This is a genomic window from Shewanella sp. 2_MG-2023, from assembly GCF_030548905.1.
Classification (GTDB): Bacteria; Pseudomonadota; Gammaproteobacteria; order Enterobacterales; family Shewanellaceae; genus Shewanella; species Shewanella electrodiphila.
This window is the reverse complement of record NZ_JAUOSO010000005.1, coordinates 201,498-227,436: the sequence shown is the minus strand read 5'-3', so window position 1 is coordinate 227,436 and position 25,939 is coordinate 201,498. Positions and strand designations below refer to the sequence as shown.

Genomic DNA, 25,939 nt, shown 5'->3' with positions numbered 1-25,939 from the left:
AGCTAATTTTTATCAAAGCCCTGAATTGTTTACTCAATTCAGGGCTTTTTTGTGGTCATAAATCAATTTGGTAGCGTATTGCTCTGTTTAATCGTGAAATAAATTTTCTGAAACATTTAATTCACAACTAACGCTTTTGCTTCAATTCGTTGTCTGTTAATTTAGAGTCTATATTGCTCTAAGCCTTTAATATTTTAATAAGAAAACTAAGTTTTTAGCAGAGTAGTCCTTTAGAGCCAACAATGTCGTTTTAGTATGGATACGTTTATCAATGAAAAGAATATTAAGAATCCTCTCTCCGCTGTTTATTCTAGTGGTATTTATTGGCCTCGCAGCCGTTTTGCTGAGTACTCAACAAGCGCCAGAACAAAAAGAAGAACAAGTTAAAACACCTATCATTGATATCTTGACCGTTGAACAGCAAACAGTATCGTTAAATTTGCCATCATATGGTGTTGTCAGTCCTAAATATAAAACTCAATTAGTCACTGAAGTACAAGGACGACTGGTGAGTTTAGACCCAAGCTTTGTTGCTGGCGGAATTGTTCAGCAAGGGCAAGCTCTCGCTCAAATAGAACCTTCTGACTATCAAGCTGATTTCATTCAAGCAGAAGCGACGTTGGCGCAAGCTAACGCAGCACTAAATGAAGAGATTGCCCGCGGTGAAGTGGCAAAAATTGAATTCAAAGACTTTGATAATGGCTTACCGCCTGAGTTAGGTTTACGTATCCCGCAGTTAAAGAAAGAACAAGCCAACGTTAAATATGCCAAAGCCGCTTTAGCGAGAGCGCAGCGCAACTTAGAGCGCACCGTTATTCGCGCCCCTTTTGATGGCATCATCAAAGCTCGCAATGTTGATTTAGGTCAGTACGTTTCATTAGGTACCAATTTAGGTGAGCTTTACGATATTAGTATTGCTGAAGTGCGCCTACCGTTAACCAACAACGACCTAGCTTATTTAGAGTCTGTCGATAACCCTGATACTTCGGTGATATTAAGTGCTTCACTCGCAGGTAAATCATTTACATGGAATGGCAACATTGTCCGCAGTGAAAATGTTATAGATGAACAAAACCGCATGGTCTACTTGGTTGCTGAAGTGAAAGATCCATACCTACGTAATCAACGCAGTGAAGATGAGCTGCCACTTAAATATGGCAGTTTTGTCACTGCAATCATTAAAGGTCGCACGGTCGACGGTATTGTTAAATTACCACGCTACGTGGTTCGTCAAGACCAAGTCGCCATTGTCAAAGACGATAACACCATTGAAATCCGTAAAGTGAATATTGTTCGTACAGACATTGAGAATGTGTTTATCAAAGACAGCTTAGCAACGGGCGAGCGCGTTTCGATTACTGACATTAGTAACTTGGTTTCAGGTCAAAAAGTGAAGTTACTCGGTGAAGAGTCTGAAGAAGTGGAAATAGAGTCGGCAGATCCCGAAGCAATATCATTGGCAGGTGAGCAATAATGGATACCAATAAAGGAATTATTACTTGGTTTGCTCGCAACAATGTTGCCGCAAATCTGCTGATGTTTGCCTTGTTAATTGGTGGACTATTTAGCTCATTGCTGATTAACAAAGAAGTGTTCCCAACATTTGAACTCAACTTGCTCAATATTTCAGTCGCCTACCCTGGCGCTGCACCGCAAGAGATTGAGGAAGGGATTAACATAAAAATCGAAGAAGCCATTCAAGATATCAACGGCATTAAGAAGGTCACTTCTGTCGCCAGTGATAGTGTCGGCTCTGTGACGATTGAAGTTGAAGACGGCTATGAAGTGCAGCAAGTTTTGGATGAAGCTAAACTACGAATAGATGCTATTTCAACTTTCCCTGATAACATTGAAAAGCCCAATATTTATCAAATAAAACCTGAGAATAATGTTATTTGGGTGTCGGTGTATGGCGATATTAGCCTGCACGAAATGAAGGAAATGGCTAAAACCATTCGTGATGACATTACAGATTTACCTGCAGTAACACGCGCACAAGTTACTGGAGTGCGCGATTATGAAATCGGTATCGAGCTATCGGAAGATAAACTGCGAGAATACGATCTCACCTTCTCTCAAGTCGCTCAAGCGGTGCAAAACTCATCTATAGATTTACCTGGTGGCTCAATTCGAGCTCAAGATGGTGATATTTTACTGCGCACCAAAGGCCAAGCATATACAGGTGAAGACTTCTCTAAAATCGTAGTCACAACACGCCCTGATGGTAGCCGAATAATGCTACCTGAAGTCGCGACGATTAAAGATGACTTTGAAGAACGTTTAGAATACACCCGCTTTAATGGCAAACCCGCAGCCATTATCGAAATTACCAGTATTGACGATCAAAATGCATTAGCAATATCTGAGCAAGTTAAAAGCTATATAGCAGAAAGAAAGACAACCTTACCGGCCAATATTGAACTCGATACTTGGGGGGATTTAACCCACTACCTTGAAGGTCGTTTAAACATGATGTTGTCGAACATGTTTTACGGTGCTTTATTGGTGTTTATTATTCTGGCGCTGTTTTTAGATCTTAAGTTAGCATTTTGGGTCATGGTCGGCTTACCAGTGTGTTTTCTTGGCACCATCTTATTGATGCCATTAGAGCCGTTTAATCTATCAATTAATATGCTGACCTTATTTGCCTTTATTCTGGTGTTGGGGATCGTCGTCGATGATGCCATTGTCATCGGCGAAAGTGCCTACAGTGAAATTGAAAAACACGGTCAATCTCTCGATAACGTCGTCAAAGGCGTGCAAAAGGTTGCTATGCCCGCCACTTTCGGGGTACTCACAACCATTGCGGCATTCATTCCAATGATCATGGTATCTGGGCCGATGGGAGTGATTTGGAAATCAATTGGCATGGTGGTGATTTTAGCTTTGGCCTTTTCGCTTATCGAATCAAAGCTTATTTTACCTGCGCATTTAGCGCACATGAAAGTGAAGAAAAAGCGCCCGCCAACCAACGTATTTTCAAAGTTCAAAGTAAAACTGAACGAAAAACTACAGTACTTTATTCACAATAATTACCGCCAATTTTTAGGTAAGTGTATTACCCATCGTTACAATGTCGTCGCAGCCTTTGTTGGAGTATTGATCTTATCTTTGGCATTGGTAGGAAGCGGTAAAGTGCGTTGGGTGTTTTTCCCAGATATTCCGTCAGACTTTATTCAAGTACAACTTGAAATGGAAGAAGGTAGCTCTGAACTTAACACCCTTGATGTTGTGCAAAAAGTAGAAGAAGCCTTATATGCAATGAACGATAAATTTGCCCAAGAGTCAGGCTCAGATGTGGTTAAACACAGTTTTATTAATATGAGTTCGAGAAGCTCAGCATTTATCTTTGCTGAATTATCAAAAGGCGAAGACCGTGAGATTGATGGCGTGACAATCGCTGCTGAATGGCGTGCACAATTACCTGAGTTGCTATCGGTTAAAAAACTCAATATTGCTGCCAGTACAAATGATGCCGGAGGCGATATTTCCTTCAGATTAACTTCAAGCAATTTAGCGCAGTTGTCTGAGGCGTCAAAAGAATTAAAAGGTAAATTAGCCACCTATGAAGGTGTCTATGATATCTCTGATAACTTTTCATCTGGCAGCCAAGAAATTCGTCTAAATATTCGTCCTGAAGCTGAAGCCCAGGGGCTCACTCTGTCTGATTTAGCTCGCCAAGTTCGTTATGGGTTTTATGGCTATGAAGCCCAGCGTATTTTGCGTAACAAAGAAGAAGTGAAAGTCATGGTGCGCTATCCGCTTGAGCAGCGTCGCACCATTGGTCACCTTGAGAATATGCTTATTCGTACGCCCCAGGGCGTTGCAGTACCTTTCTCAACTGTGGCAGATATTGAACTAGGTGAGTCGTTCGCGTCTATTACCCGTGTTGATGGTCGCAGGGCGATTACGATTACCGCTAACGTCAATAAAAATGCGGTTGAGCCGTCAAAAGTTGTCAGTGAAATTCAAGAGGATTTCTTACCTGAACTCACCAGTCAATATACAGAAGTCAATGCTTCTCTTGATGGCGGTAGTCAAGATGAGCAAGACGCCATGTTAGGTTTAGTGCAAGGTTTCTTCTTTGCGATGTTCACCATTTATGCGCTAATGGCAATTCCACTAAAATCATACACTCAGCCGATGATTATCATGTCGGTTATCCCATTTGGGATGATTGGCGCATTGTTTGGCCATTATCTGCTTGGGATATCCATGAGTGTATTGAGCTTGTGTGGCATCGTGGCATTAGCTGGGGTTGTGGTTAATGACTCATTAATTTTAGTCGACTTTGTTAACCGAGCCCGCAAAGAAGGTTACTCAGTTTTAGACTCTGCCATTGACTCTGGTTGCTATCGTTTTAGGGCCATTATCTTAACCTCAATGACCACGTTTGTCGGCTTAGTGCCCATCTTGCTCGAGAAAAGTTTACAAGCAAAAATTGTCATCCCGATGGCCACATCACTGGCATTTGGTATTTTATTCTCAACCGTAGTGACGTTGATTTTAGTACCTGTGTTGTACATCATTTTAGAAGATGTCAAAAGCGTACTACGCCGATTATTCATTTGGTGGTGGCAACCTAAAAAGGACGATGATGAAGCCTACAATTAACCTAATGCTTGAAACTATTTCTAGGCTTTAAATACTAGTTTTAGGCTTTAAATACTAGTTTTAGGCTTTGAACACTAGCTCTAGGCTTAAACACAATAAAGTAATTCATTAAAAGGGAGCGAAAGCTCCCTTTTAATTCCTTAAAGCTCCCCTCTTTAATTTCTCCAACGACATGAGTTGTCTCACCTTAGCGAATTGAAAGGCTATTATAGTTAAGCTTTATTTATGCGAGCCGCAAAACAGTAATCAAGTTGAGTTAAGGCTAAAATGAGCGTTTTACAGTCAGGCTTAACATGGCAAAATTATGACAGAAACACTCAACTCCGAAATAATCAACGCCAAAAATCACAAACAAGAATTAATAGAATCTACTGAGCCCTATAATTCAAGTGAACCCCATGATTCAACCTTGGTTTACGATATTCGTCAAAGCCGCTACCTGAATATTACCGGCCGCTGTACCTTAAGGTGTCAATTCTGTCCTAAACACAATGGTTCCAAGCAGGTTCACCAATATGAACTGTCTTTAGACAAACAAGTAAAGCCAGCTGATATTATCCCGCTTTTAGGTAAGGTAACTGACTTTGATGAATATGTGTTTTGTGGATATGGCGAGCCAACGCTTAATTTAGAAACCCTGATAACGGTTGCCACATACATCAAGTCTGAAGGCGGTAAAACTCGTCTAAATTCTGATGGACTGGGCAATCTATTTCATCGAAGAAACATCCTTCCAGAACTCTCAGCTTGTATTGATAGTTTATCTATTTCACTTAATGCGGACACTGAAGCGCTTTATATCCAACACTGTAAACCTAAACTCAAAGGCGCTTATGACGCACTGCTAGCCTTCATTGAGCTTGCACCACAATATATTCCTCAAGTTCAAGTCTCAGCCATTAATGGGCTCGATCAGGTCGATATTGCGCGATGCCGAGAAATAGTCGAACAAAGAGGCTGTGAGTTTAAGCAAAGAGAACTGGATATTGTGGGTTAATCTAGCGCTTTTTTAGTAATAAAATCGTTAAAAAAGCTTTACTGAGGTCAACCTAGTAAAGCTTTCGTGATAACATCAGCCTATCGGGACAGTTAATATAAGTAAGTGAATGTTTAAAAGACAAACCAATAAAAACGTCTCAAAATTTCTGCTCATTTCAGCGCAAGATATCCATTGGAGTCGTCAACAGGTCTTGGCCTTAGCAAGTCAATTGTCTGTGATGATCATCAGCGTCATTATTTTTACCACCCTATTACTCAGCTTGGGCGAACGTCGCTTACAAGAGGATTGGGCCGATAAACGTTACAGTGAATTGCAAACTGTAGGTACACTGGCGTCAGATAAAGTTAACTTCCTTAAGTTTCGTACCCAAGCCTTTGCTAATGGCGAGTTGATGAACCAGTATTTAACAACGCCAGCTGAACTTCAAAAAGAACGCTTACTCGAAAATTGGTCTGGGTTACTGACTCATATTCCAGAACTCTTGGGACTCACCTTATTTGATCCTCAGGGTAATATCCGTATTGCCACCACCCCAGCCTTTGATAACATCTCGCTTCCTGAAGTCGTGTTAAGTAAAGATAAAATCATGGGCGGTAATGATATTTATTCTTCTCAGATTCAATTTGTGCCTATCAATGGCAAACTGGTTCCTTTTGTTTTTCAGTTAGCTTGGATTGAAAACCCCGATCAAAGTATTCGTGGATATTTAGTCACTTACAATTCCATTACCGAAGTACTGCAATCGATTAAACCCGCGTTCTTCAATCACGATACACCGCTATTGTTACTCGGCGAAGACGGTAAATTATACGCAGGTGATGAACAAAACAGTCCACTCAAGAAAATGCCCAATGCCTTAGGTGGCAGTTTGCAACAAAGTTATCCGTCTATTTGGCAACAAATGGCCAATACCAATTTTGGTCAGTATCACAATGATGTCGGTACATTTGTGTTTCTTAAAATTGAGCTTGCTGCCCATCACCCTATCATTAGGGAATATTATTTATTGTCATATATTCGCCACGAAGATATTGCAGCAAGGTTTGAGCGGTGGCGTTATATCCTAATGAGTTTCGGCGTCATTATTGCGGCATTAGCCAGTGCATTACTGTTTACTCGTCACCGTTTTCAACTTGAGAAAAACGCCAACACGAACAGCATTACCCTGTCCAGCAGTCTGTTCAATAGCCATCAAAGCTGTTTATTGGTGAATAACAGCGGAAGAGTCATTAAAGCCAATAAACAAGCCGCTGAAACCTTGTCTTTAGACATCGACGAGCTACTAGAAAGAAGATTACAGCGAATACTGCAACTAGAAGACCACACTTATCAAGCATTAGTACAAGCAATGAATGGCAATAAACCTTGGTCTGAAGTCATCAGCTTTAACGATCAAAATTGCACCATTTACGTTTATGCTCAACCAGGTACAACTCACTTAAAAAGTGAACACTATTGGGTGATTACCTTTGAGAATGTCACCGAATTAAGCACAGTAAAACAGCAAGCCTATAGCTATCAGTTATTGTCAGAAAGTGATGTCGCGACAGCATTGACCGATGCAAATGGTGAGCTTATTAAGTTTAACCATAAATTCAAAAAACTGTTAGATGTCGAAGAAGCGAGTAAAGCTAATATTGTTGATTTATTAGGCGAAGAAATAACTCAACAATGGACCGACATTACCAGCCGCTTAAGTTTACAAGGAAAGTGGAAAGGCCAAATCATAGCCAACACAGGCACACGATTTGCTAATAGTTTAAAAGCCAGTATTCAAGCAGAACATTCACTTGATGGTGATATAGAGTACTTAGTGATTACCTTACAGGTATTAAAACAGCAGACATTATCTAAGCAACTCCCATCACAGCAATCGCCATTAAGTTCGATGATATTGCCATTAGCCGAATTAGAAATACATTTTAGTACGTTAACAGAGCCTAATCGCGAGCAAACCTGTTTAATGATTATGGATATTAACCCTGAAGGATTAATTAGCCATATCAGCGATATTGATCATCTTGAAAAACGTCAAAAAGACATTGAGATTCAGTTGCTGATTGATTTGCCTACTGGTTATCAAGTTGCCCGTTGGCGTTTAGGTTCATTAGTGATTTTATTGCCGTTGAGTGATTCAATTCAAGCGCACAAATATGCAATGAGTACGATGGATAGATTAGAACAAAGCGACTTAAATGAAGGGATTAATATCGGCATTGCTGGTTACCCTGAACAGCAAAGTTTTGAAGACTATTTAGCCAACGCTGAAGTTGCATTGAAACGCGCTAAGCAAACGGGTGATCAAAACATCTGCCAAGCTTTTACTCGCAAGGCTTAAATTTATTCGCAACACATAAAGTACAGAGCGGATATTTTGCTTATCAATCTGCCAGAACCTGAACTATATATTAGGAAGGAACTGTGTATTAGGGCTGAACGAAAATTGCAGCCCTTGTGTTTCATTATGGTATTGCCTAAAGCTGTTTAATTGAAATTGCCTAAAGCTGTTTAATTGAAATAGCCTAAAGCTGCTTAATTGATATGACCTAAAGTGGTTTAAGTATATTGAAAGCTTAAGTTAATCTGATAAAAAACAGCTAACACTGCGACTTAATCACCCATCTCTAATAAGTTTGCAGGTAACTTACTACGAGTAATTTCAATAATGTTAGAACGGCTCATAACGACCTTATAACGGGCATATTCTAACGGCCCTTTGCCATCTTTTAACACCGCGACCAAATTGACTTGATAACGGCGCTCTACCGATTCATTACTGACTTTTCCGTCCAGTTCTTTGTAGATCTTGGCTTTGCCACGCTCTAGGTGCCTTGCAAATGGCACTAAGCTAAAGTTAACTTGCTCTTGAATTTGCGAGTAGCCTGCTTCAAATTCTTTATTAGTGACTTTGGTGGCAATACGGTAATGCAACACCTCAGCATCAACCTTGTTTTGGCTATGCCGCTGCTTCATTATTTCAGCGACTTCTGCAGGAATATCCTGCGGGCGAGTGAAATCGAGCCAAACTAACTGTTTAGCAACCACCGTTTTAGTCGAGGTATCTCGAAGAATACGACTCCAACGTGGACGCCCACGTTGAATAAAGCGCCATAGGGCATTGCGCACATCTTCTTTAAAAATTTCCCTGAAACCATAAATAATCGCTAGGGTAACGATTAAACTCATGGTTAAGCCGCTAAATACGCCCTGTGCTTTAATAATCAACGTTGAGACGACCAACATAACCAGGGTTGTGGCTAACCCTGTCACGAACTTCTTTAGCCCTACTCCGAGGGTTTTTAGCTCTTCTTTAAGTACTACACCTTGTTGGATCAAGCGGCGCAGTAACAACATCTTATTTGAAATGCGGTTTGCATCTTGCTTTGTACCTGCCGAATTGTACTTTTTTTCTTCTTCACGGTAATGACTTTCAGCACGACACAAGTTAACTATCTGCTCTTTGATATCACTGTAATCAGCATTTCGAGGCCGATAAGCTAGTGTTTTAAGTAATTGCTGTTCACAAAACCAAGACAGATAGTTATCAGCATTAGCAAAATAGGATTGCCACTTTTCTTCGCTGGGTTCATTACGACGAAATTTCTTTAATAATTGTGTAACCGATGTGCCAAGCTCTGCTAATGCAGGATAAAACTCTGCAGCCTCGTTAATTTGCCTTAATTCCTTAGCATCAGTTTCAATAGCAACGGCAAATTGATAAGCGAATAAATTAAGGTAGAAGCGGAACTCTTCTTTAGTACGTTTATTAATACTCACAAAACGGTTTTGCACTAAAGGTAAATGCAGGCCCTTAGAATAATAGGAACGACGCCCGACAATGGCGCTATGATAATACTCTTCTTCATCTAAGGTTTTATCGCCAATGCCCATTTCTGTTGGCAAATAAAAATATAAATCGAGTGCACGCTGATGCCCAACCTCCATCTGATGGCTGAACTTAATTGATAATGCTTCTTCTTGTTTTACTTTGATTTTTGCCACTGAGGAGAACTCAATAACGGAGAATATAGTTACTATAACGAATTTAGCGAACAATGAGAAAGGGGGATATTAACAACTCATGCTTTATTCGTGCAATTGGCAAGCCCAAAGGGTGCTAAAAGGAGTAAACTTTACCAAAATAAAGCCGTTGTCTGCGTCCATCTCTAGCACTTGAACGTTAACACTCACTTGGTTACCAACAGCAAGGTTCTCTTTTGATTCATTGAATTCATTGGCTAAGTAACTCTGAAATGATGAATTATCAGATACAAACTTAGCATCTGTTATATCTAAATCTAGCTGATACAATAACTTACCAATCTCAAGCTCTCTTAGCTGACCTTTTAAAGATAAATGTTCACGTGATGATTCAGGTTGCTCGCTAAAATAGTCTAAATAAATTTTCTCATCATTGAATGTCAATGAGAGATGTATCGAGATTTGAGGGGTGTTAATCACAATATTATCATTGGCTGTCATTGCGTGAATTTTTGTACTGCAATCAAATGCCGACACTTGACGCGAATCAGCAAAAGACTCCAGTATTAAAATACTAATACAAAACAGAACTGTACTCGACAGAATAAAAACAGCGCGCCCAAGCTTAGTCATTAGAAATTGTGCTAGACGATTAGCCACAAATATTCACCTCTTTTAACCAATCTTGGTTCACAACAGTCATTTGTGGATCTTCTTTTATCACTCTAATATTTTCAAAATGTAACCCATCCTGATCACGTTTTTTCAAAACAACGCTAATTGTTCTATTATCGCGAGCAATCGACACTAAAAGTGAATCCCAATCCATCACATCACACTTTGATAATTCGCTTAACGCATTTTCAGAACGAGATATAAAATCGCCATGATAGTCCTCACTCCCTTCAGACTCGTAAGCATAAAGCTTAGCTAAGCTACCAGCAGGAGTTATAAATTCAGCGCTAAAATCTGGCACTCTAAAGCCCGAGTCTTTTAGATTTGAGTGGACAAAATAAGACGCAATTATTGTCATAAGAATAACGAGAATGTAATGTGCTTTTGAAATAACTTTAGTGGGGGAATCTAGCAAGCTGGTACGATTTACTACCACATTGCTATATAAAATGGCCCCTTGATCTGCAATTAATTCAATTAGGCCACGATGAGCTTCACCAAAGTAATCTTGGAAGTTTTCTACAAGTTGTTCCATTTCCGTAAGAGATAAACTGTGTAAATAGCCATCATGCTCTTCTGGAAATGACAGTGATTCTATAGGTACAACATGGCCACGATGCTTTGCAAGTATGCTTAACACCTTGTACTCATTATAATTGAGTTGCCATTTAGTAGCATTAGATTGATTAATAAGCTCTTTTTGCTCATCATCAAACCAACAACACCCGATTTGCATTCCTATATTATCTCTTTAGTCAATATCACCAATTATTATACGCTAGCCAAAAAAGATAGTTTGTGATCAAAACAGAGGATAGATAGCCTAGATTTAATTTCGTGAACTAGCCCTCGTAATTTCGTAAGAGTTCTTTGTCAGAAACAGCAAAACGGATACAAGTGTTAACCATTTTAACAAAATAATAATATTTACCAGAGACTTATAAGATTAAAAAGCACTCAAACAACCTCCCCTATCTAAGCAGAGATCATAAGGCAAGCCTCCATTTATGTTTATACAAAGTAAACCTAGCCCTCAAATGTAACATTCATAACGCTAATAACATTAGAGCGGTACACGCTTGGTAAAAGTAAAACCGTTTCAAAAAATAGCGACAAAAAAGCCGAGTTATCCTCGGCTTTTATAGGTTCACACAAATGTTTACCGGTGATATCCCGAATACATTAGAATGCGTATAACAGTGTCATGTTTGTTTCAGTATCAGTGCTTTTGAAACCTTCTAAAGGCTCACTGTTGTAACGAACAATCACAGCAAACTTCATCGCTAACGCACCGATAATGTTAGCTGTTAACGCAGACTCAGAACGTCCCTCTAAATAATCACCGTAATCAGCAACGAAGAGTTGAGTAAACTTAGAGCTTTCTGTTATTTCATAAGAAAAGTTAAGTGCACCATGCGCAACTACACTATCTTCAGTGTCATAGCCCAATGCTAAAGACTGTTCATCATCTAGCTTTTTATAAATGTAACCAGGACCAATTTCAGCACTTAAAAATGTTCTACCCGTATCGATAAATTTATGACCATAACCGGCTGAACCAATTGCTTTATAATCAAAACCAGTAAAAGGATCGGCTTCGTAGTTTGCTGTGATATACATGTAGTTCTTTTCATCAAACTTATAATCACCTTGGATACCAGCATAGTAACGTTTTGCCGTGTTCTCACCAGAGTCTTCTTTATATAAGCCTTCTAGTAAGTAAGCATTTTCCCAGTTACCCAGCTCTTGTTTAAGGCCAAGACGGGCTTTAAAAGAAGAAGTATCAGTGTTACCCGTTGTTAACGTTGCACCTAACTCAGCTTCACCAGCAAACGTCGCATCACCTTCAACAAAATCAGCACCAGCATGGGCCGCAAATGGCATGGCAAGTGTTACAGCTGCAGCAAGTAGCAGTTTTTTCATGTCATCAAATCCTTTATTTACAATTAATTCAAGTTCACCCCAGTAATCGAACCGAATTCTAACACTTTGGTATCAAAAATGAAAAAACTACTGTGCATTTAATATTTAAACTCCAAATGGCGGTTTTTAAGCAGATAACAAGCTCTTACTTTGCCAGCGGCCACTCCGCCAGCGCCATAACATGGTTAATCCCCTCACCCATTCGTCTATCGCCAAGGCCATCCAAATGCCGACCAAGCCTAAGTCGAGGTAAATACCAAAGAAGTATGCACCAGGCACAGCTATACACCACATAGATATAAGACCAGCAAAAAAGGGGAAGCGTGCATCACCGCTAGCTCTCAGAGCATTAATTACCACTAAGTTGAAGGTTCTCCCTGGCTCCATCAATAAAGTCAGAAGAAATAATTGCCCAACCATAGCGAGAATATCTTGATCATCTGTGAAAAAGGCCACTAACCTTTCCCCCATTAAGGCGGCAAGAATTGCAACAATCGTCGTTAGAACCAGTCCAATTTTGAGTGCTCGATACATTTGTGTCTCAGCAGCTTGGTATTGCTTGGCACCAATCATATGGCCAATCATAATTTCATTGCCAATACCGATAGATAAACCGAACAAAAGAATGAACATACAGACTTGAAAATAAAGCGCTTGCGCTGCAAGGGCTTTATCACCCATCAAACCAACAAAGGCTGTCACCACCATAAATTGCAGCATCCAAGAGATATTTTCCCCTGCCGCAGGTAAGCCAATATGGAATACTTTGGCAAGTAAATGCTTTTTAGGCTTAATAATTTCAGTTATTTTAAGCGGAATTTGGGTGTACTTAACAAATAAATATGCCATCAAAGACATGCCGACGAGTCGACCTACTACGGTACTAATAGCAACGCCAGCGACGCCCATTTGAGGTATACCGAACCAGCCGTATAGCAATAATAAATTGCCCAAGAAGGTAATCACGTTCATTAATAAAGTGACCCACATGGCTTGCTGAGTAAATCCATGGGCACGCATCCCAGCAGCTAAGCACATTGCCATAGCTTCAGGGATCAAACAGATACCAACGATTTGCAAATATAACTTAGCATCGGGAATTAACTCTACCGGTAAGTTCATCAGGTGCAGTATTAGCCCCGCGCCAAAAAATACTCCAAGCGCTGCTGCAACCCCAACCATTAAATTAAACCCAATAGAGGAATAAACAACATCGCGGGCTGTTGATCGATTTTTAGCCCCCAAATATTGGGTAATGACCACACTCGCGCCAATACTGACAAAACTAAATAAGGTAATGGATAACTCAAAGACCATATTACCAACAGATAACGCTGCCACCCCTTGATAGGAAACACGGCTAATCATTAACGTATTTAACGCTGCGGTTAAAAAATGTAGCGCAAAATCGAAAAATAATGGCCAAGTCAACGCGAATAATGAGAGTGGTTTGTCTGATTTTACGTGCATGTTAGTACTTCAGTAATGGTTAAAGGTGAGCATATTCCATGACAAGGTTAACGACTCAAAATGACAGTTAATATGTCTCTAATTAAGCTGAGTCAGTTTTATTCCATTTTTAAGGGCGGGGATAATGCGTTATAAACGCCTTTGATACAAGTTGTTTCATCAAAATTTGGCCATAAAAAAACCAGCGTTGACCGCTGGTTTTTTGAAGCTTTATTAATCAATTAGTTAACTGATAAGTGTTGTTACTTTCACATATAACTAAAGACTCATGTAACTAAATACTCATATAACTAAAGACTCTTGTAAAAGTCAGCCATTAGTTAATTTGAGGATTAAGTTCACCTGACTGATACGCTTTATACATTGCTTGTAGTGACTTAGGCTTGATCTTAGAGCCCATGCCAGCACAACCAAATGCTTCGTAACGTGTTGTACAGATATCAGCCATTGCTTCCATAGATGCTTTTAAGAATTTACGTGGATCAAATTCTGATGGATTTTCAGCAAGGAATTTACGTACTGCACCCGTTGAGGCTAAACGTAGATCAGTATCGATATTCACTTTACGCACACCGTGCTTAATACCTTCAACGATTTCTTCTAACGGCACACCGTAAGTTTCAGGGATCGCGCCGCCGTACTGGTTAATCACTTCTAACCACTCTTGCGGTACAGAAGAAGAACCGTGCATAACTAAGTGAGTATTAGGAATGCGAGCGTGGATTTCTTTAATACGGTCAATACGCAACACATCACCAGTAGGACGTTGGCTGAACTTGTAAGCACCATGGCTGGTACCAATTGCAATAGCCAATGCATCAACATGAGTATCAGCAACAAAACGTGCAGCTTCTTCTGGCGTAGTTAGCATTTGATCCATTGTTAGGATACCCGCAGCGCCAATGCCATCTTCTTCGCCAGCTTCACCGGTTTCAAGGCTACCTAAACAACCAATTTCACCTTCAACAGACACACCACAAGCGTGTGCAAAAGCCACTGTACGACGAGTAACATCAACGTTATATTCGTATGATGCAGGTGTCTTACCATCAGCCATCAAAGAACCGTCCATCATCACTGAAGACATACCTAATTGGATAGAACGCTGACAAATATCAGGATCGGTACCATGGTCTTGGTGAATACATACTGGAATATCTGGATATTGCTCAAGAGCAGCAGCCATCAAGTACTTAAGAAACTGAGGACGAGCGTACTTACGTGCGCCAGCTGATGCCTGAACAATCACAGGGCTGTCAGTTGCTTCAGCAGCTTGCATAATTGCACGCATTTGCTCAAGGTTGTTTACGTTGAATGCTGGAACACCGTAATCGTGTTCTGCAGCATGGTCTAACATTTGACGTAGAGATATTAAGGCCATTTTTTACTCCAAAAATAGGGTGATGTCTCACCTAGGTCGCTATCGCTTTGGATTGATTTTTATACCCTATGACACTTCAAAGCCAGGTTAACTATCCGTAAATAGCCAACGTTTCAATAAAGAACACGGGCGGTTTTTTTTCTAATAATTATATTTTTCTTACTGCAATCTTTCCGTTTTAGCCCGTCAGCCATAGTGCCAACTCTTTGGTTAGCATCTAAGTGACGAAATGGCTAAAACGTTTTTTATACTTGCTGTTAAGCACCACGCTGTTCAAGCATGGTTACTGCAGGTAATTCTTTTCCTTCAAGGAACTCAAGGAAAGCACCACCACCTGTAGAGATATAAGAGACTTTATCAGCAATATCATATTTATCTACTGCTGCTAATGTATCGCCACCACCTGCAATAGAGAATGCACTCGAATCGGCAATCGCCTGCGCGATACGTTTAGTACCTTCGCCAAATTGGTCAAATTCGAATACGCCAACTGGGCCATTCCACACAACAGTGCCTGCTGCTTCAATAATTTTAGCTAATGCTTCTGCGCTATCAGGGCCGATATCAAAAATCATATCAGTATCAGATACATCACTAACAGATTTTAATGTAGCTTCAGCTGTTGCGCTAAATTCACTCGCTACAACAACATCAGTCGGTACAGGGATATCGCCGCCACGGCTTTGTGCGTTTGCAACTAAACGTTTAGCTTCATCCACTAAATCAGCTTCAAATAATGACTTACCCACTTGGTGGCCAGCTGCCGCGACGAATGTGTTCGCAATTCCGCCACCGACAACTAACTGATCAACCTTAGTTGATAAGCTTTCAAGAACGGTCAATTTTGTTGATACTTTTGAACCACCTACAATAGCAACCATTGGACGGGCTGGATTATCTAATGCTTTACCCAGAGCAGATAACTCGCCCGCTAGAAGTGGGCCAGCACAAGCTACTGATGCATGAAGTCCAACGCCATGAGTCGATGCTTGCGCACGATGCGCTGTACCAAATGCATCCATTACGTAGACATCACATAATGCCGCTAGTTTTTTAGCTAAAGCTTCATCGTTTTTCTTTTCGCCGACGTTAAAACGTACGTTTTCGAATACTACGACTTCACCAACTTTAGCTTCAACACCATCAAGGTAATCTGACGCTAAACTTACAGGGCAATCAAGTGCTTCATTTAAGTAGTTCACCACTGGCTGCATAGAAAACTCAGGGTTAAACTCGCCTTCAGTTGGACGACCTAAATGTGACATCACCATCACAGCTGCACCTTTTTCAAGCGCTAGCTTAATTGTTGGTAAAGCAGCACGTAGACGAGCATCACTAGTTACAACACCATCACTGACAGGTACGTTTAGATCTTCACGAATAAGCACACGCTTATTGGTTAAATCTAACTCACTCATATTGATAATAGCCATTAGACTTTCCTTATAATTTAAAAACAAAACTGCTTTTGCTACTGAGCGCTTTACCCACAGAGATAAAGCGCTCAATAACAATAAAATTAGTTATCTGTTTGCTTAGCTAATATCATTGCTAAGCTGGTGTCGAGCATTCGATTTGCAAAACCCCATTCGTTATCACACCAAAGTAATAACTTGACCAAGTGGCCGTCGCTCACCCGCGTTTGAGTGCCATCAACAATACTGGAGCGCGGGTCGTGGTTAAAATCACACGACACCAATGGCGCATCGGTATAGCCTAGCACCGCATTAAATAATCCGCTGGCTGCATGCTCTAAAACATGGTTTATCTTGGCAATATCTACTCGCTCATTCAATGTCACCGATAAATCAATTGCGGTGACATTAATAGTGGGCACTCGCACTGAAATCGCTTCAAACTTGTCTTTCATGTGCGGCAAAATTCTTTCAATGCCGCGAGCAAGTTTTGTATCTACTGGGATGATGGATTGACCCGCTGCACGTGTTCTGCGTAAATCGTCATGATACGCATCAATAACTTGTTGATCATTCATCGATGAATGGATAGTCGTTATTGCGCCGCTTTTCACCCCGAAGTGATTATCTAGCACATCAATGACAGGCACAATACAGTTGGTGGTACATGACGCATTTGAAACAACTGTATGGTCAGCTTTGAGTAAATCATCATTGACACCAAATACAATAGTGGCATCAACATCAGCAGAAGAAGGGTGACTAATCAGGACTTGTTTGGCACCGGCTTTTATATGCGCTTCGCATTCTGCTCGATCGCCTAAACTACCACTGCATTCATAAACGATATCAATATCGAGATCTGACCAAGGCAGTAAATTCGCGTCAGGCTGATGGAACAATTGAATCACATCATCGCCGATGACGAGCTGTTCATCTTTTAACTTAACCGTATTTTGAAAACGGCCATGAGTCGTATCATATTGAGTGAGGTGACTGATTGCGGCAGGTTTGGCAAGTTCATTAATTGCCACGATCTGGATTTCTTGACGTTTACCCGACTCGTATAGTGCACGGAGGATAGAACGACCTATACGGCCATAACCATTGATAGCGACTCGGATCATTGAGGGTTAAGCTTCCTCTTAACAGTACTCAGTAAAAAGCAGATAATAAAACGGCCTGCAAGTGATTGCAGGCCGCATTATACAGACTTAAAGGGTAAAAGTTTACCCTTATTATTTAACTGTATATTGGTTAAACCAGAGCATTCACTGTGTTAACCACGTTTTCAACGGTAAAGCCGAAGTGCTTCAATAAATCGCCGCCAGGTGCAGACTCACCAAACGTAGACATACCGACTACAGCGCCGTTAAAACCAACATATTTGTGCCAGTAATCAACATGCGCAGCTTCAATAGCAACACGTTTCAGTACGCCAGCAGGTAATACTGATTCTTTATAAGCTGCATCTTGCTTATCAAATACGTTAGTAGATGGCATAGAAACAACGCGAACTTTTTGACCTTTTTCAGTCAATGCTGCAGCAGAATCAAGTGCTAGCTGCACTTCACTACCTGTAGCAATTAGAATCACTTCAGCAGTACCTTCACAATCAGACAGTACATAACCACCTTTAGCAACATTAGCTAATTGCTCAGCTGTACGTGCTTGTGCCTTAAGGCCTTGGCGACTAAAGATAAGTGAAGTAGGCGCTTTACGGTTTTCAATAGCAGACTTCCAAGATACAGCAGTTTCCGCCGCATCACATGGGCGCCATACAGTCATGTTTGGCGTCATACGTAAGTTAGCAAGTTGTTCTACTGGTTGGTGAGTTGGTCCATCTTCACCTTGACCAATTGAATCATGGGTATAAACGAACACGTTTTGAATGCCCATTAATGCTGACATACGTACTGCATTGCGAGCGTATTCCATAAACATCATGAACGTCGCGCCGTAGTTAATGAAACCACCATGCAAAGAAGCACCATTCATAATGCCACTCATACCGAACTCACGCACACCGTAGTAGATGTAGTTGCCCGCAGGATCGTCTTGAATACCTTTTGAACCAGACCAAAGAGTCAGGTTTGAACCCGCTAAGTCAGCAGAGCCACCTAACAGTTCAGGTAACATTTCGCCGAAGAAACCGATGGCGTTTTGTGAAGCTTTGCGACTTGCAATGCCTTCTGCTTTATCTTGGCATTCTTGAATAAATGCGTTGGCTTTTTCTTCAAATTCTGCAGGAAGCTCGCCTGTGATAACACGACGTTTGTATTCAGCTGCTAGCTCAGGGAAAGCGGCAGTATAAGCTGCAAATTTCTCGTTCCAGCTTGCTTCGTTTGAAGCGCCAGAATCTTTTGCATCCCAACCTTCATAAACAGTTTCAGGGATTTCAAATGCACCGTGATCCCAACCAAGGAATTCACGTGCTGCAGCGATTTCAGCATCACCCAGTGGTGCGCCGTGACAATCATGACTACCTGACTTATTTGGCGAACCAAAACCAATGGTCGTTTTACAACAAATCATTGTTGGCTTATCAGTAACAGACTTCGCTTCTTCAATAGCTGCGCGGATTGCATCACTATCGTGTCCATCAACGTCTGCGATAACGTGCCAGCCGTATGATTCAAAACGTTTAGGCGTGTCATCGGTGAACCAGCCTTCAACATGACCATCAATAGAAATACCATTGTCATCCCAGAAAGCCACAAGCTTACCAAGACCTAAAGTACCTGCTAATGAACATGCTTCATGAGAAATACCTTCCATCAAACAGCCATCACCTAAGAAACAGTAAGTGAAGTGGTCAACGATATCGTGACCAGGTTGATTAAACTGAGCAGCCAAGGTTTTTTCAGCAATCGCCATACCGACAGCGTTACTGATACCAGCGCCTAATGGGCCCGTTGTAGTTTCAACACCTGGCGTATAACCATATTCAGGATGACCAGGGGTTTTAGAATGAAGCTGACGGAAGTTCTTCAATTCTTCAATAGGTAATGCATAACCTGTTAAATGCAGTAAAGAGTAGATAAGCATTGAACCATGGCCATTTGATAATACAAAACGGTCACGATCAACCCATTCTGGGTTGTTTGGGTTGTGCTTAAGGAAGTCATTCCATAGCACTTCAGCGATGTCAGCCATCCCCATTGGTGCACCTGGGTGGCCAGAATTGGCTTTTTGAACAGCATCCATGGTTAATGCACGGATTGCGTTAGCGAGTTCTTTACGAGATGACATGCTCTCTCCTGCTTGTTGATGATGAGGTCTAGCGGGCAATTGTGGGGACATATTTTCCCCTACTCAGCGATGGGACGCAAATTATTATTAGATATAAGTCGCAATTTTTTGCATCTGACTACCAAGCCCCAGCTAAATAAGATATTAAACGGCTTAAATTTATATCATGTTAACGCTAACATTTATATAGCTTTTTACACCCATCCTCAACATTCCATTAAAGAATGCCTGATCCAAAATCACCGTTCTGCGTACTAAACGATGTGAATATTTATTGCCAATAAACGTATTAAAACAGTCAAAATTAATAATACTCAACTAAAATAATTGTTCTATTACCGCCCATTTAAACCTTAAGGTTGGAGCTAAAAAGTTAAATAACTGCATAAATTTCATAAGATTAATTTATTGATATCTAAAACAGTCAAAAATGGATTTTTATAAATATTTGAATGATTGCACAATTATTAACTTATATTAGTTCTAAGGGGTGTTATCCAATCCGATTTGAATTATTATAGACGTCTAGATGTAGATGCTTCTACACGTTCAAATTCCAAAAGACGAGATTTACCAACTATGGCAAACCACTTGTTCACCTCTGAGTCAGTCTCAGAAGGTCATCCAGATAAAATCGCCGATCAGATTTCTGATGCGGTATTAGACGCAATTTTAGAGCAAGACCCTAAAGCACGCGTTGCTTGTGAAACTTACGTTAAAACCGGTATGGTTTTAGTCGGCGGTGAAGTCACAACTTCTGCTTGGGTTGATATCGAAGAAATCACACGTAAAACAGTACGTGAAATTGGTTACACCCATTCAGATATGGGTTTTGATGCTGATTCTTGTGCGATTTTAAATGCCATTGGTAAACAGTCTCCAGACATTAACCAAGGTGTTGACCGTAGCGATCCAGCTGAACAAGGCGCGGGTGACCAAGGTCTTATGTTTGGTTACGCGAGTAACGAAACCGACGTATTAATGCCTGCACCGATTACTTACGCACACAAATTAGTGAAGCGTCAGTCTGAAGTGCGTAAAGATGGTACTTTACCTTGGTTACGTCCTGATGCGAAAAGCCAAGTCACTTTTGCTTATGAAAATGGCAAAATCAAAGGCATCGATGCTATCGTGCTTTCGACTCAACATCGTGAAGATGTGACCCAAGAAGACTTGATTGAAGGCGTGATGGAAACCATCATTAAGCCTGTTTTACCATCTCAGTGGTTAAACAAAGACACTAAATACTTCATCAACCCAACTGGTCGTTTCGTTATTGGCGGACCGGTAGGTGATTGTGGTTTAACAGGCCGTAAAATCATCGTAGATACCTACGGCGGTATGGCTCGTCACGGTGGTGGTGCTTTCTCTGGTAAAGACCCATCAAAAGTTGACCGTAGTGCTGCATATGCTGCGCGTTACGTTGCTAAAAATATCGTTGCTGCAGGTCTTGCCGACCGCTGTGAAATCCAAGTGTCTTATGCAATTGGTGTTGCAGAGCCAACATCTATCAGCATTGAAACATTTGGTACTGGTAAAGTATCTGAAGATGTATTGATTAAGCTTGTACGTCAGCACTTTGAGCTACGTCCATACGGCTTAACAGCAATGCTAGACCTTGCACGTCCTATCTACCAAGGAACAGCTGCATACGGTCACTTCGGTCGTGAAGAGTTCCCTTGGGAAGCAACTGATAAAGCTGAAATCTTACGCGCTGATGCAGGTCTATAAGTTTTAAACTTATTGACTGCTGATGCCAAGTAAATTGTTTACGCTAAGTTAAGCAATAAAAAAACCGTCAATTGACGGTTTTTTTGTGCCTTTAATTTATCTCACTTGATATCTAGAGTTCAAAATAACTATGTACAGTGCAATATAGATAACTATTGGCAGTGCAAGATAGATATGTACACTACAGGCTAGGTGAAAGTACGATAGAAAAGATAAATGATAATCGCGCCCACAGTTAACACCGACGGATAAAAGGTCAAGCTAAAGCCGATAGATCTTGCCCCCGCCCCTTTATCATAACCGCGCATAAACAATATTCGGCCGATAAAAAATAATACCGAAATTAATCCAATTAACGACATATAGTCAGCGGGCATAATGAAAGCCCATAAGAAATACACACTCATCACAATACAAAATTGTTCTAAGGTATTTTGCAGAACACTTTGCAAGCGCCTAACTCGCTCTGATTGCTCATAATAACTGCTACCATCAATATCTTTCGCACTGAAAAATCGATGCTTAGCAACACGCCCCACAGCAATGATTAAGCTTAACGTTGGTAAAATCATCCCATAGGCATAAATAACCAACCTTTCAATTAATGATTGTGGCTCACTATATTCAAAAGGGTTTGCTAGTGCGCCATAAATCACCACAGCAAAAGACACAAGCATCCCTATCACAATACCTTGAGTGACATCACGTTGCTTACTGGTAAGTTTATTGGTAATTGAAATTGGCATTATCTCTCCCTGTCATTAATGCTCAACTGCTAAAAAAATGACCTCGATGATCCCTCATTAATATGGTCATATACCGATATTCGCACTCCTACTGGAGCATCACTAATTCAAAATTTATCGATTTAGCTGCACTTTGTCTCTTGTTAAACTATAGTCATTACCCGCCATTCTGCCGATGGCATCCAACATTTCACTGTCGATTTTAAAGTCAGTAACAGCATCATCGCGCACGTGAATGGCAACCACATCACCTAGCACTAAATGGCCTGACATAGGAGCCTGCCCTAAATCTACAATTTGATTTAGTCTACATTCAAAACTGACAATCGCTTGCTTCACTCTATGCGGAGCGACTATCGATGAAGCCAGTTTCTCAACACTTGCATATTCAAACTCATCTTCAGTTGCGGGGATTTGATGGCAGGTTTGATTCATCACCGCTAAATCTGAATAGCTGACACTATTAATCACAAATTCTTGCAGTTCACGAATATTGACTAAAGTGTCTTTCTCAGCCCCTTTATCTGTGCTCATAGGGTTAAAACACAAGACTGGTGGATTAGCACTTGCTACAGTAAAAAATGAAAAAGGTGCTAAATTATTGACCCCTGATTTTGATACTGTTGAAACCCAAGCAATGGGTCTTGGGCTGACACCACCAATAAGCAATTTATAAACTTGTTGCGGTGTTAATGATTCTGGCAAAAATTCCATTTATGTCTCAAGTTGTTCTAAACATCAACTTAGCTAATTGAGCTCGGGTAAACTGATGAAAATCATATGCTAAATAAGTTACTTACTAAGCTATCACCCTATAATTGTTCAAACAAGCCCAAATCTTCCCACTCAAAATAAAACAAGTCATTAACATAATTTATCAGTAAAACTGAGCATATTATGCTCAACATTTAACGCGCAGAAGGTAGTGATGTTATTGAACGAGGGCTAGATCATTGAAATTTAGCTATTCATATCAGCTAAACTGATGATTTGTTATGATGGCGAAACACAAAACTCAGATTACTTATAAAAATTGACAGGATCATTGTGCCCATGCCTGAGTGGTTTTCCCCTCCAGCGTTTCTGCTCACTCATAAGCAGAAGCCTAAACACAACCTTGAAAAAAGCCATGAACAAAATCATGAACAAACTCCCAAACAAGACAATAACCAGATTTTACTCGCCCAAATGCAGTGGTCTGAGATAAAACTTTTTTATCGCCAACATTTAAGTTACTCAAAACCCAGTATTAACGATCGCATAGCACTCATAAGAAATCGCAGTACAAAAGGTGCTTATCGCAAACTGCAAAATAATAGCGTAATAGATGCTGGCTTGAGTGGAGCTCTAAGTGATGTTCTAAGTGATGTTCTAAGTGATGCTCTAAGTGATGATTTGAGTGATGATTTGAGTGATGATTTAAGTGATGATTTGAGTGATGATTTGAGTGATGATTTATCTGAATTGAATCAAGGCATAAACATAGAGGTTGAAGCCAATGATTCATTGGGTTCACTGGGTGAAATTGAAGCCAGCATTCGAATTAAACCTATCGGCAAGTGTCAATTGGTCACTGGTTTAGTCGTCGCACAAATTGCACGAGGACAAGGGTTTGCTCATCAATTACTGGAATATATAAAACCTGAATTATTACTCGAACAAGCTTATGTTTTTGCAATTCCCGAACTTGAATCATTTTATCAAGCTTATGGTTTTATCGTTTGCCACAAACCTGATAATGATATCCAACAATTATTTCTTAAGTACCAACAGCCAGATAGACCCTTAATTCTGATGAAGCTTGTTTCAAAATAAGGCGTTCAATTAGCATTTAAACTTAACGACCTGATTAACAATGATCGAAGTGTGAAGTTTCAACGCACATAAATGAAATCTGCTGCAGACTAAGAATAGGCACATTAACCGACTTGCCTGAAGATAAATCAATAGGTTCAGCATCTGTTGCTATCAGTTTTATGGCCTCTTCATAACCATTTGTGCGGCCACACACAATATTACCAAACTCAGTTTCAACAATATAATATGGCTTCAAGTTGAGTGGTGACTTGCCCTCAGCGCTTGAACTGCTTTTGTCCTCCACTTGTGAAATGAAGAGTTGAGGGTTAAGTTCAATTTCAAAGGCTGAATAATGCTTTTCCAAAGCAGCCAAAACACCAACCACAATTTTTAGGTTTTCAAACGCTGCCAATCTTAAATGCAGATAAGGTTGAAATACTTGTTCAAAGGTTATCGATTCAGAATGTGCCATAACGGGATTACTCAATTTAATAGATTAATAAAAAGATTAGAGTGATTAGGGCTAGTTTTTCATCACTAACAAATAGTAATCACGTTGTTGAAAGCTGAAGTAATCCACGACTTCCATTGGCGATTTCTTAGTGTGCGCGGCAAAGGAGAGCGCATTTTCTTCAGCAATAAATGTCACCATAAAGCTGTATTTGGCTGAAACTTTACGTTTAAGTTGTTGCACTAATTGCTCAAAGATACCCTGACCACGATAATTGGGATGTATCCATATTGGTCCATACTGGCAGCTATTGTTTGAGCTTAGTCGACTAAAGCCCACTTCAATATCATTCATTTTGCGTAGTACGTGGGCATAAATCCCCCAAGCTTGAAACCATGACCATGGACCCGCAATGACGTAACCAATAATAGCTGTGACAACATTTTCATTTTCTGTTGTTTCAGCCAACATAATCCAGCCTTTTTTAATCAACTCACTTATTTGTATTTTAGAAAAACACTGACCAGACATCACGTCTGCAGAAGAAGATAATTCATCATTCATATACTGCTTTTCAAGCTGAGCAATAGCATTAGCATCAGCTTCATTTGCTAATCGGTATTTGATATTCATTTAGAAGCGTTATCACCATTTTGTTTTTGCGCCCAATCAAATACTAACGCAACAGGGTAAGGTGCCATGATTAATAAGCCAACGCCAATTAAACTGGCAACAAGCAACATGCCGCTGACTTCGTTGGCGAAGTCAGTAAAAAGGTACAAGCTCGCACCTATGCCAACAGACAATAACCCAAGCATATGCATCATCTTAAAAATCTTACTCATTAGCGCAACTCTTATTAAGAAATAAACCGAAAGATAAATTGATTTGAATACCTAAAACAGCAACTTTTATACGTTAAAAGATTAAATCTTGTTGAAAGTGAAAAATAACCGCAAAACACAGTATATACTATGGATATTAATACGTATTAGCATCCTTATTGGAATCAATCCATCATGATAAAACCCATTTTCACTGCTTGTTTGGTTATTTTCGGCCTTAGTGCTTGTCAAAGCAACAGTCATCAAGCTGAAGAAATCAATATAGTAGGTAACTGGCATGTGGAGTCAGCATTATCTGAAGCCGTAATCAATCACAGTCCTGCTGAAATCATTTTCGCCGCTGACGGCAAACTATCAGGTAATAATAGCTGCAATCAGTTTTTTGGTGAGTATGAACAAGAAGAAAACCAATTAACACTTTTACCAGCAGGTTCAAGCATGATGGCATGCGTTGATGTACTGATGAAGCAAGAACAGCGCGTGATGAAAGCGATGCCACTAGTCACTAACATCACAATATCGAAATCAGGCAAATTATTATTAAAGTCTGATGCGGGTGCTAACTTATTAGTGTTAAGCAAGAAAGAAGATTAAATCTCATGAAAAAAAAGAGTCGTTTCGTCAATTAATCAATGATGAAACGACTCTTTTTTGTTTC

At 40.3% G+C, this 25,939-nt stretch carries 21 protein-coding genes; 7 read left to right on the top strand and 14 right to left on the bottom strand.

Going from position 1 to position 25,939, the window contains the following annotated elements; all coding sequences use genetic code 11:
• The first annotated feature begins 271 nt into the window (after positions 1 to 271).
• From Q4600_RS07485 to Q4600_RS07470, 4 genes are all read left to right on the top strand, one after another.
• The gene (locus Q4600_RS07485) at positions 272 to 1,474 is read left to right on the top strand and encodes an efflux RND transporter periplasmic adaptor subunit (RefSeq protein WP_102527803.1); all 1,203 of its coding nucleotides are present in this window, start codon (positions 272 to 274) and stop codon (positions 1,472 to 1,474) included.
• A complete protein-coding gene (locus Q4600_RS07480; RefSeq protein WP_303514548.1) occupies positions 1,474 to 4,614 on the top strand; it encodes an efflux RND transporter permease subunit in 3,141 nt (1,046 codons plus the stop codon). Before Q4600_RS07485 ends, Q4600_RS07480 begins: the two co-directional genes overlap by 1 nt.
• Positions 4,615 to 4,918: 304 nt before the next feature.
• Positions 4,919 to 5,611 (top strand): TatD family nuclease-associated radical SAM protein, encoded by a 693-nt coding sequence (locus Q4600_RS07475; RefSeq protein ID WP_303514551.1) that lies wholly within the window; start codon positions 4,919 to 4,921, stop codon positions 5,609 to 5,611.
• 109 nt (positions 5,612 to 5,720) lie between these two features.
• Positions 5,721 to 7,952, top strand: a complete 2,232-nt coding sequence (locus Q4600_RS07470; RefSeq protein ID WP_248956219.1) for a PAS domain-containing protein — start codon at positions 5,721 to 5,723, stop codon at positions 7,950 to 7,952.
• 272 nt (positions 7,953 to 8,224) lie between these two features.
• Here Q4600_RS07470 and Q4600_RS07465 read toward each other — a convergent pair whose 3' ends face one another.
• The 9 genes from Q4600_RS07465 to tkt form a co-directional block, all read right to left on the bottom strand.
• Positions 8,225 to 9,616: a hypothetical protein gene (locus tag Q4600_RS07465; RefSeq protein ID WP_303514556.1), complete on the bottom strand. Its 1,392-nt coding sequence runs from the start codon at positions 9,614 to 9,616 to the stop codon at positions 8,225 to 8,227.
• Between the two features lie 84 nt (positions 9,617 to 9,700).
• Positions 9,701 to 10,255 carry a hypothetical protein gene (locus Q4600_RS07460; protein ID WP_303514559.1) on the bottom strand — a complete coding sequence of 185 codons (555 nt, stop codon included), beginning with the start codon at positions 10,253 to 10,255 and terminating at the stop codon, positions 9,701 to 9,703.
• A complete protein-coding gene (locus Q4600_RS07455; protein ID WP_303514562.1) occupies positions 10,248 to 11,006 on the bottom strand; it encodes a hypothetical protein in 759 nt (252 codons plus the stop codon). The genes Q4600_RS07460 and Q4600_RS07455 overlap by 8 nt, the downstream gene beginning before the upstream one ends.
• Before the next feature lie 446 nt (positions 11,007 to 11,452).
• Positions 11,453 to 12,193 (bottom strand): YdiY family protein, encoded by a 741-nt coding sequence (locus Q4600_RS07450; RefSeq protein ID WP_102527810.1) that lies wholly within the window; start codon positions 12,191 to 12,193, stop codon positions 11,453 to 11,455.
• A gap of 126 nt (positions 12,194 to 12,319) precedes the next feature.
• Positions 12,320 to 13,663, bottom strand: a complete 1,344-nt coding sequence (locus Q4600_RS07445; protein WP_102527811.1) for an MATE family efflux transporter — start codon at positions 13,661 to 13,663, stop codon at positions 12,320 to 12,322.
• Between the two features lie 316 nt (positions 13,664 to 13,979).
• Positions 13,980 to 15,044, bottom strand: coding sequence for a class II fructose-bisphosphate aldolase (fba, locus tag Q4600_RS07440; protein WP_303514569.1), 1,065 nt, complete (start codon positions 15,042 to 15,044; stop codon positions 13,980 to 13,982).
• Between the two features lie 257 nt (positions 15,045 to 15,301).
• On the bottom strand, positions 15,302 to 16,477 hold the full coding sequence (locus tag Q4600_RS07435) for a phosphoglycerate kinase (RefSeq protein ID WP_303514572.1): 1,176 nt from the start codon (positions 16,475 to 16,477) through the stop codon (positions 15,302 to 15,304).
• Between the two features lie 86 nt (positions 16,478 to 16,563).
• Positions 16,564 to 17,586 (bottom strand): erythrose-4-phosphate dehydrogenase, encoded by a 1,023-nt coding sequence (gene epd / locus Q4600_RS07430; RefSeq protein ID WP_102527814.1) that lies wholly within the window; start codon positions 17,584 to 17,586, stop codon positions 16,564 to 16,566.
• A 130-nt stretch (positions 17,587 to 17,716) separates the two neighbouring features.
• Complete coding sequence (gene tkt, locus Q4600_RS07425) at positions 17,717 to 19,711, bottom strand: transketolase (protein ID WP_248956309.1); 1,995 nt, start codon at positions 19,709 to 19,711, stop codon at positions 17,717 to 17,719.
• A 579-nt stretch (positions 19,712 to 20,290) separates the two neighbouring features.
• Here tkt and metK point away from each other — a divergent pair.
• Positions 20,291 to 21,442 carry a methionine adenosyltransferase gene (metK, locus tag Q4600_RS07420; RefSeq protein WP_102527816.1) on the top strand — a complete coding sequence of 384 codons (1,152 nt, stop codon included), beginning with the start codon at positions 20,291 to 20,293 and terminating at the stop codon, positions 21,440 to 21,442.
• A 188-nt stretch (positions 21,443 to 21,630) separates the two neighbouring features.
• On the opposite strand, the gene Q4600_RS07415 is transcribed toward metK, so the two are convergent.
• Together Q4600_RS07415 and Q4600_RS07410 are read right to left on the bottom strand one after the other, a co-directional pair.
• Complete coding sequence (locus Q4600_RS07415; protein WP_303514577.1) at positions 21,631 to 22,188, bottom strand: MAPEG family protein; 558 nt, start codon at positions 22,186 to 22,188, stop codon at positions 21,631 to 21,633.
• Positions 22,189 to 22,302: 114 nt separating this feature from the next.
• Positions 22,303 to 22,902: a flavin reductase family protein gene (locus Q4600_RS07410; RefSeq protein WP_303514580.1), complete on the bottom strand. Its 600-nt coding sequence runs from the start codon at positions 22,900 to 22,902 to the stop codon at positions 22,303 to 22,305.
• A 339-nt stretch (positions 22,903 to 23,241) separates the two neighbouring features.
• Between Q4600_RS07410 and Q4600_RS07405 the strand changes: the two genes are divergently transcribed.
• Positions 23,242 to 24,003: a GNAT family N-acetyltransferase gene (locus Q4600_RS07405; protein ID WP_303514583.1), complete on the top strand. Its 762-nt coding sequence runs from the start codon at positions 23,242 to 23,244 to the stop codon at positions 24,001 to 24,003.
• Positions 24,004 to 24,037: 34 nt separating this feature from the next.
• On the opposite strand, the gene Q4600_RS07400 is transcribed toward Q4600_RS07405, so the two are convergent.
• The 3 genes from Q4600_RS07400 to Q4600_RS07390 are packed head-to-tail and all read right to left on the bottom strand — an operon-like array spanning position 24,038 to position 25,281.
• Positions 24,038 to 24,457 (bottom strand): hypothetical protein, encoded by a 420-nt coding sequence (locus Q4600_RS07400; protein WP_229368552.1) that lies wholly within the window; start codon positions 24,455 to 24,457, stop codon positions 24,038 to 24,040.
• A gap of 51 nt (positions 24,458 to 24,508) precedes the next feature.
• Entirely contained in the window at positions 24,509 to 25,069 is a 561-nt protein-coding gene (locus Q4600_RS07395; RefSeq protein ID WP_229368551.1) for a GNAT family N-acetyltransferase, read from the bottom strand.
• Positions 25,066 to 25,281, bottom strand: coding sequence for a hypothetical protein (locus Q4600_RS07390; RefSeq protein WP_102527822.1), 216 nt, complete (start codon positions 25,279 to 25,281; stop codon positions 25,066 to 25,068). Before Q4600_RS07390 ends, Q4600_RS07395 begins: the two co-directional genes overlap by 4 nt.
• 174 nt (positions 25,282 to 25,455) lie before the next feature.
• Here Q4600_RS07390 and Q4600_RS07385 point away from each other — a divergent pair, with 174 nt between their 5' ends.
• Positions 25,456 to 25,875 (top strand): META domain-containing protein, encoded by a 420-nt coding sequence (locus Q4600_RS07385; RefSeq protein ID WP_229368550.1) that lies wholly within the window; start codon positions 25,456 to 25,458, stop codon positions 25,873 to 25,875.
• Positions 25,876 to 25,939: the final 64 nt, after the last annotated feature.

Excerpts from the sequence above, each read along its gene's own strand:
- Q4600_RS07405 (WP_303514583.1), top strand. The coding sequence starts at position 23,242 with ATGCCTGAGTGGTTTTCCCCTCCAGCGTTTCTGCTCACTCATAAGCAG.
- Q4600_RS07395 (WP_229368551.1), bottom strand. The coding sequence starts at position 25,069 with ATGAATATCAAATACCGATTAGCAAATGAAGCTGATGCTAATGCTATT.
- Q4600_RS07445 (WP_102527811.1), bottom strand. The coding sequence starts at position 13,663 with ATGCACGTAAAATCAGACAAACCACTCTCATTATTCGCGTTGACTTGG.
- Q4600_RS07400 (WP_229368552.1), bottom strand. The coding sequence starts at position 24,457 with ATGGCACATTCTGAATCGATAACCTTTGAACAAGTATTTCAACCTTAT.
- Q4600_RS07390 (WP_102527822.1), bottom strand. The coding sequence starts at position 25,281 with ATGAGTAAGATTTTTAAGATGATGCATATGCTTGGGTTATTGTCTGTT.
- tkt (WP_248956309.1), bottom strand. The coding sequence starts at position 19,711 with ATGTCATCTCGTAAAGAACTCGCTAACGCAATCCGTGCATTAACCATG.
- Q4600_RS07435 (WP_303514572.1), bottom strand. The coding sequence starts at position 16,477 with ATGGCTATTATCAATATGAGTGAGTTAGATTTAACCAATAAGCGTGTG.
- Q4600_RS07470 (WP_248956219.1), top strand. The coding sequence starts at position 5,721 with ATGTTTAAAAGACAAACCAATAAAAACGTCTCAAAATTTCTGCTCATT.
- Q4600_RS07450 (WP_102527810.1), bottom strand. The coding sequence starts at position 12,193 with ATGAAAAAACTGCTACTTGCTGCAGCTGTAACACTTGCCATGCCATTT.
- Q4600_RS07455 (WP_303514562.1), bottom strand. The coding sequence starts at position 11,006 with ATGCAAATCGGGTGTTGTTGGTTTGATGATGAGCAAAAAGAGCTTATT.
- Q4600_RS07410 (WP_303514580.1), bottom strand. The coding sequence starts at position 22,902 with ATGGAATTTTTGCCAGAATCATTAACACCGCAACAAGTTTATAAATTG.
- Q4600_RS07475 (WP_303514551.1), top strand. The coding sequence starts at position 4,919 with ATGACAGAAACACTCAACTCCGAAATAATCAACGCCAAAAATCACAAA.
- Q4600_RS07385 (WP_229368550.1), top strand. The coding sequence starts at position 25,456 with ATGATAAAACCCATTTTCACTGCTTGTTTGGTTATTTTCGGCCTTAGT.
- Q4600_RS07480 (WP_303514548.1), top strand. The coding sequence starts at position 1,474 with ATGGATACCAATAAAGGAATTATTACTTGGTTTGCTCGCAACAATGTT.
- fba (WP_303514569.1), bottom strand. The coding sequence starts at position 15,044 with ATGGCCTTAATATCTCTACGTCAAATGTTAGACCATGCTGCAGAACAC.
- Q4600_RS07415 (WP_303514577.1), bottom strand. The coding sequence starts at position 22,188 with ATGCCAATTTCAATTACCAATAAACTTACCAGTAAGCAACGTGATGTC.
- epd (WP_102527814.1), bottom strand. The coding sequence starts at position 17,586 with ATGATCCGAGTCGCTATCAATGGTTATGGCCGTATAGGTCGTTCTATC.
- Q4600_RS07485 (WP_102527803.1), top strand. The coding sequence starts at position 272 with ATGAAAAGAATATTAAGAATCCTCTCTCCGCTGTTTATTCTAGTGGTA.
- metK (WP_102527816.1), top strand. The coding sequence starts at position 20,291 with ATGGCAAACCACTTGTTCACCTCTGAGTCAGTCTCAGAAGGTCATCCA.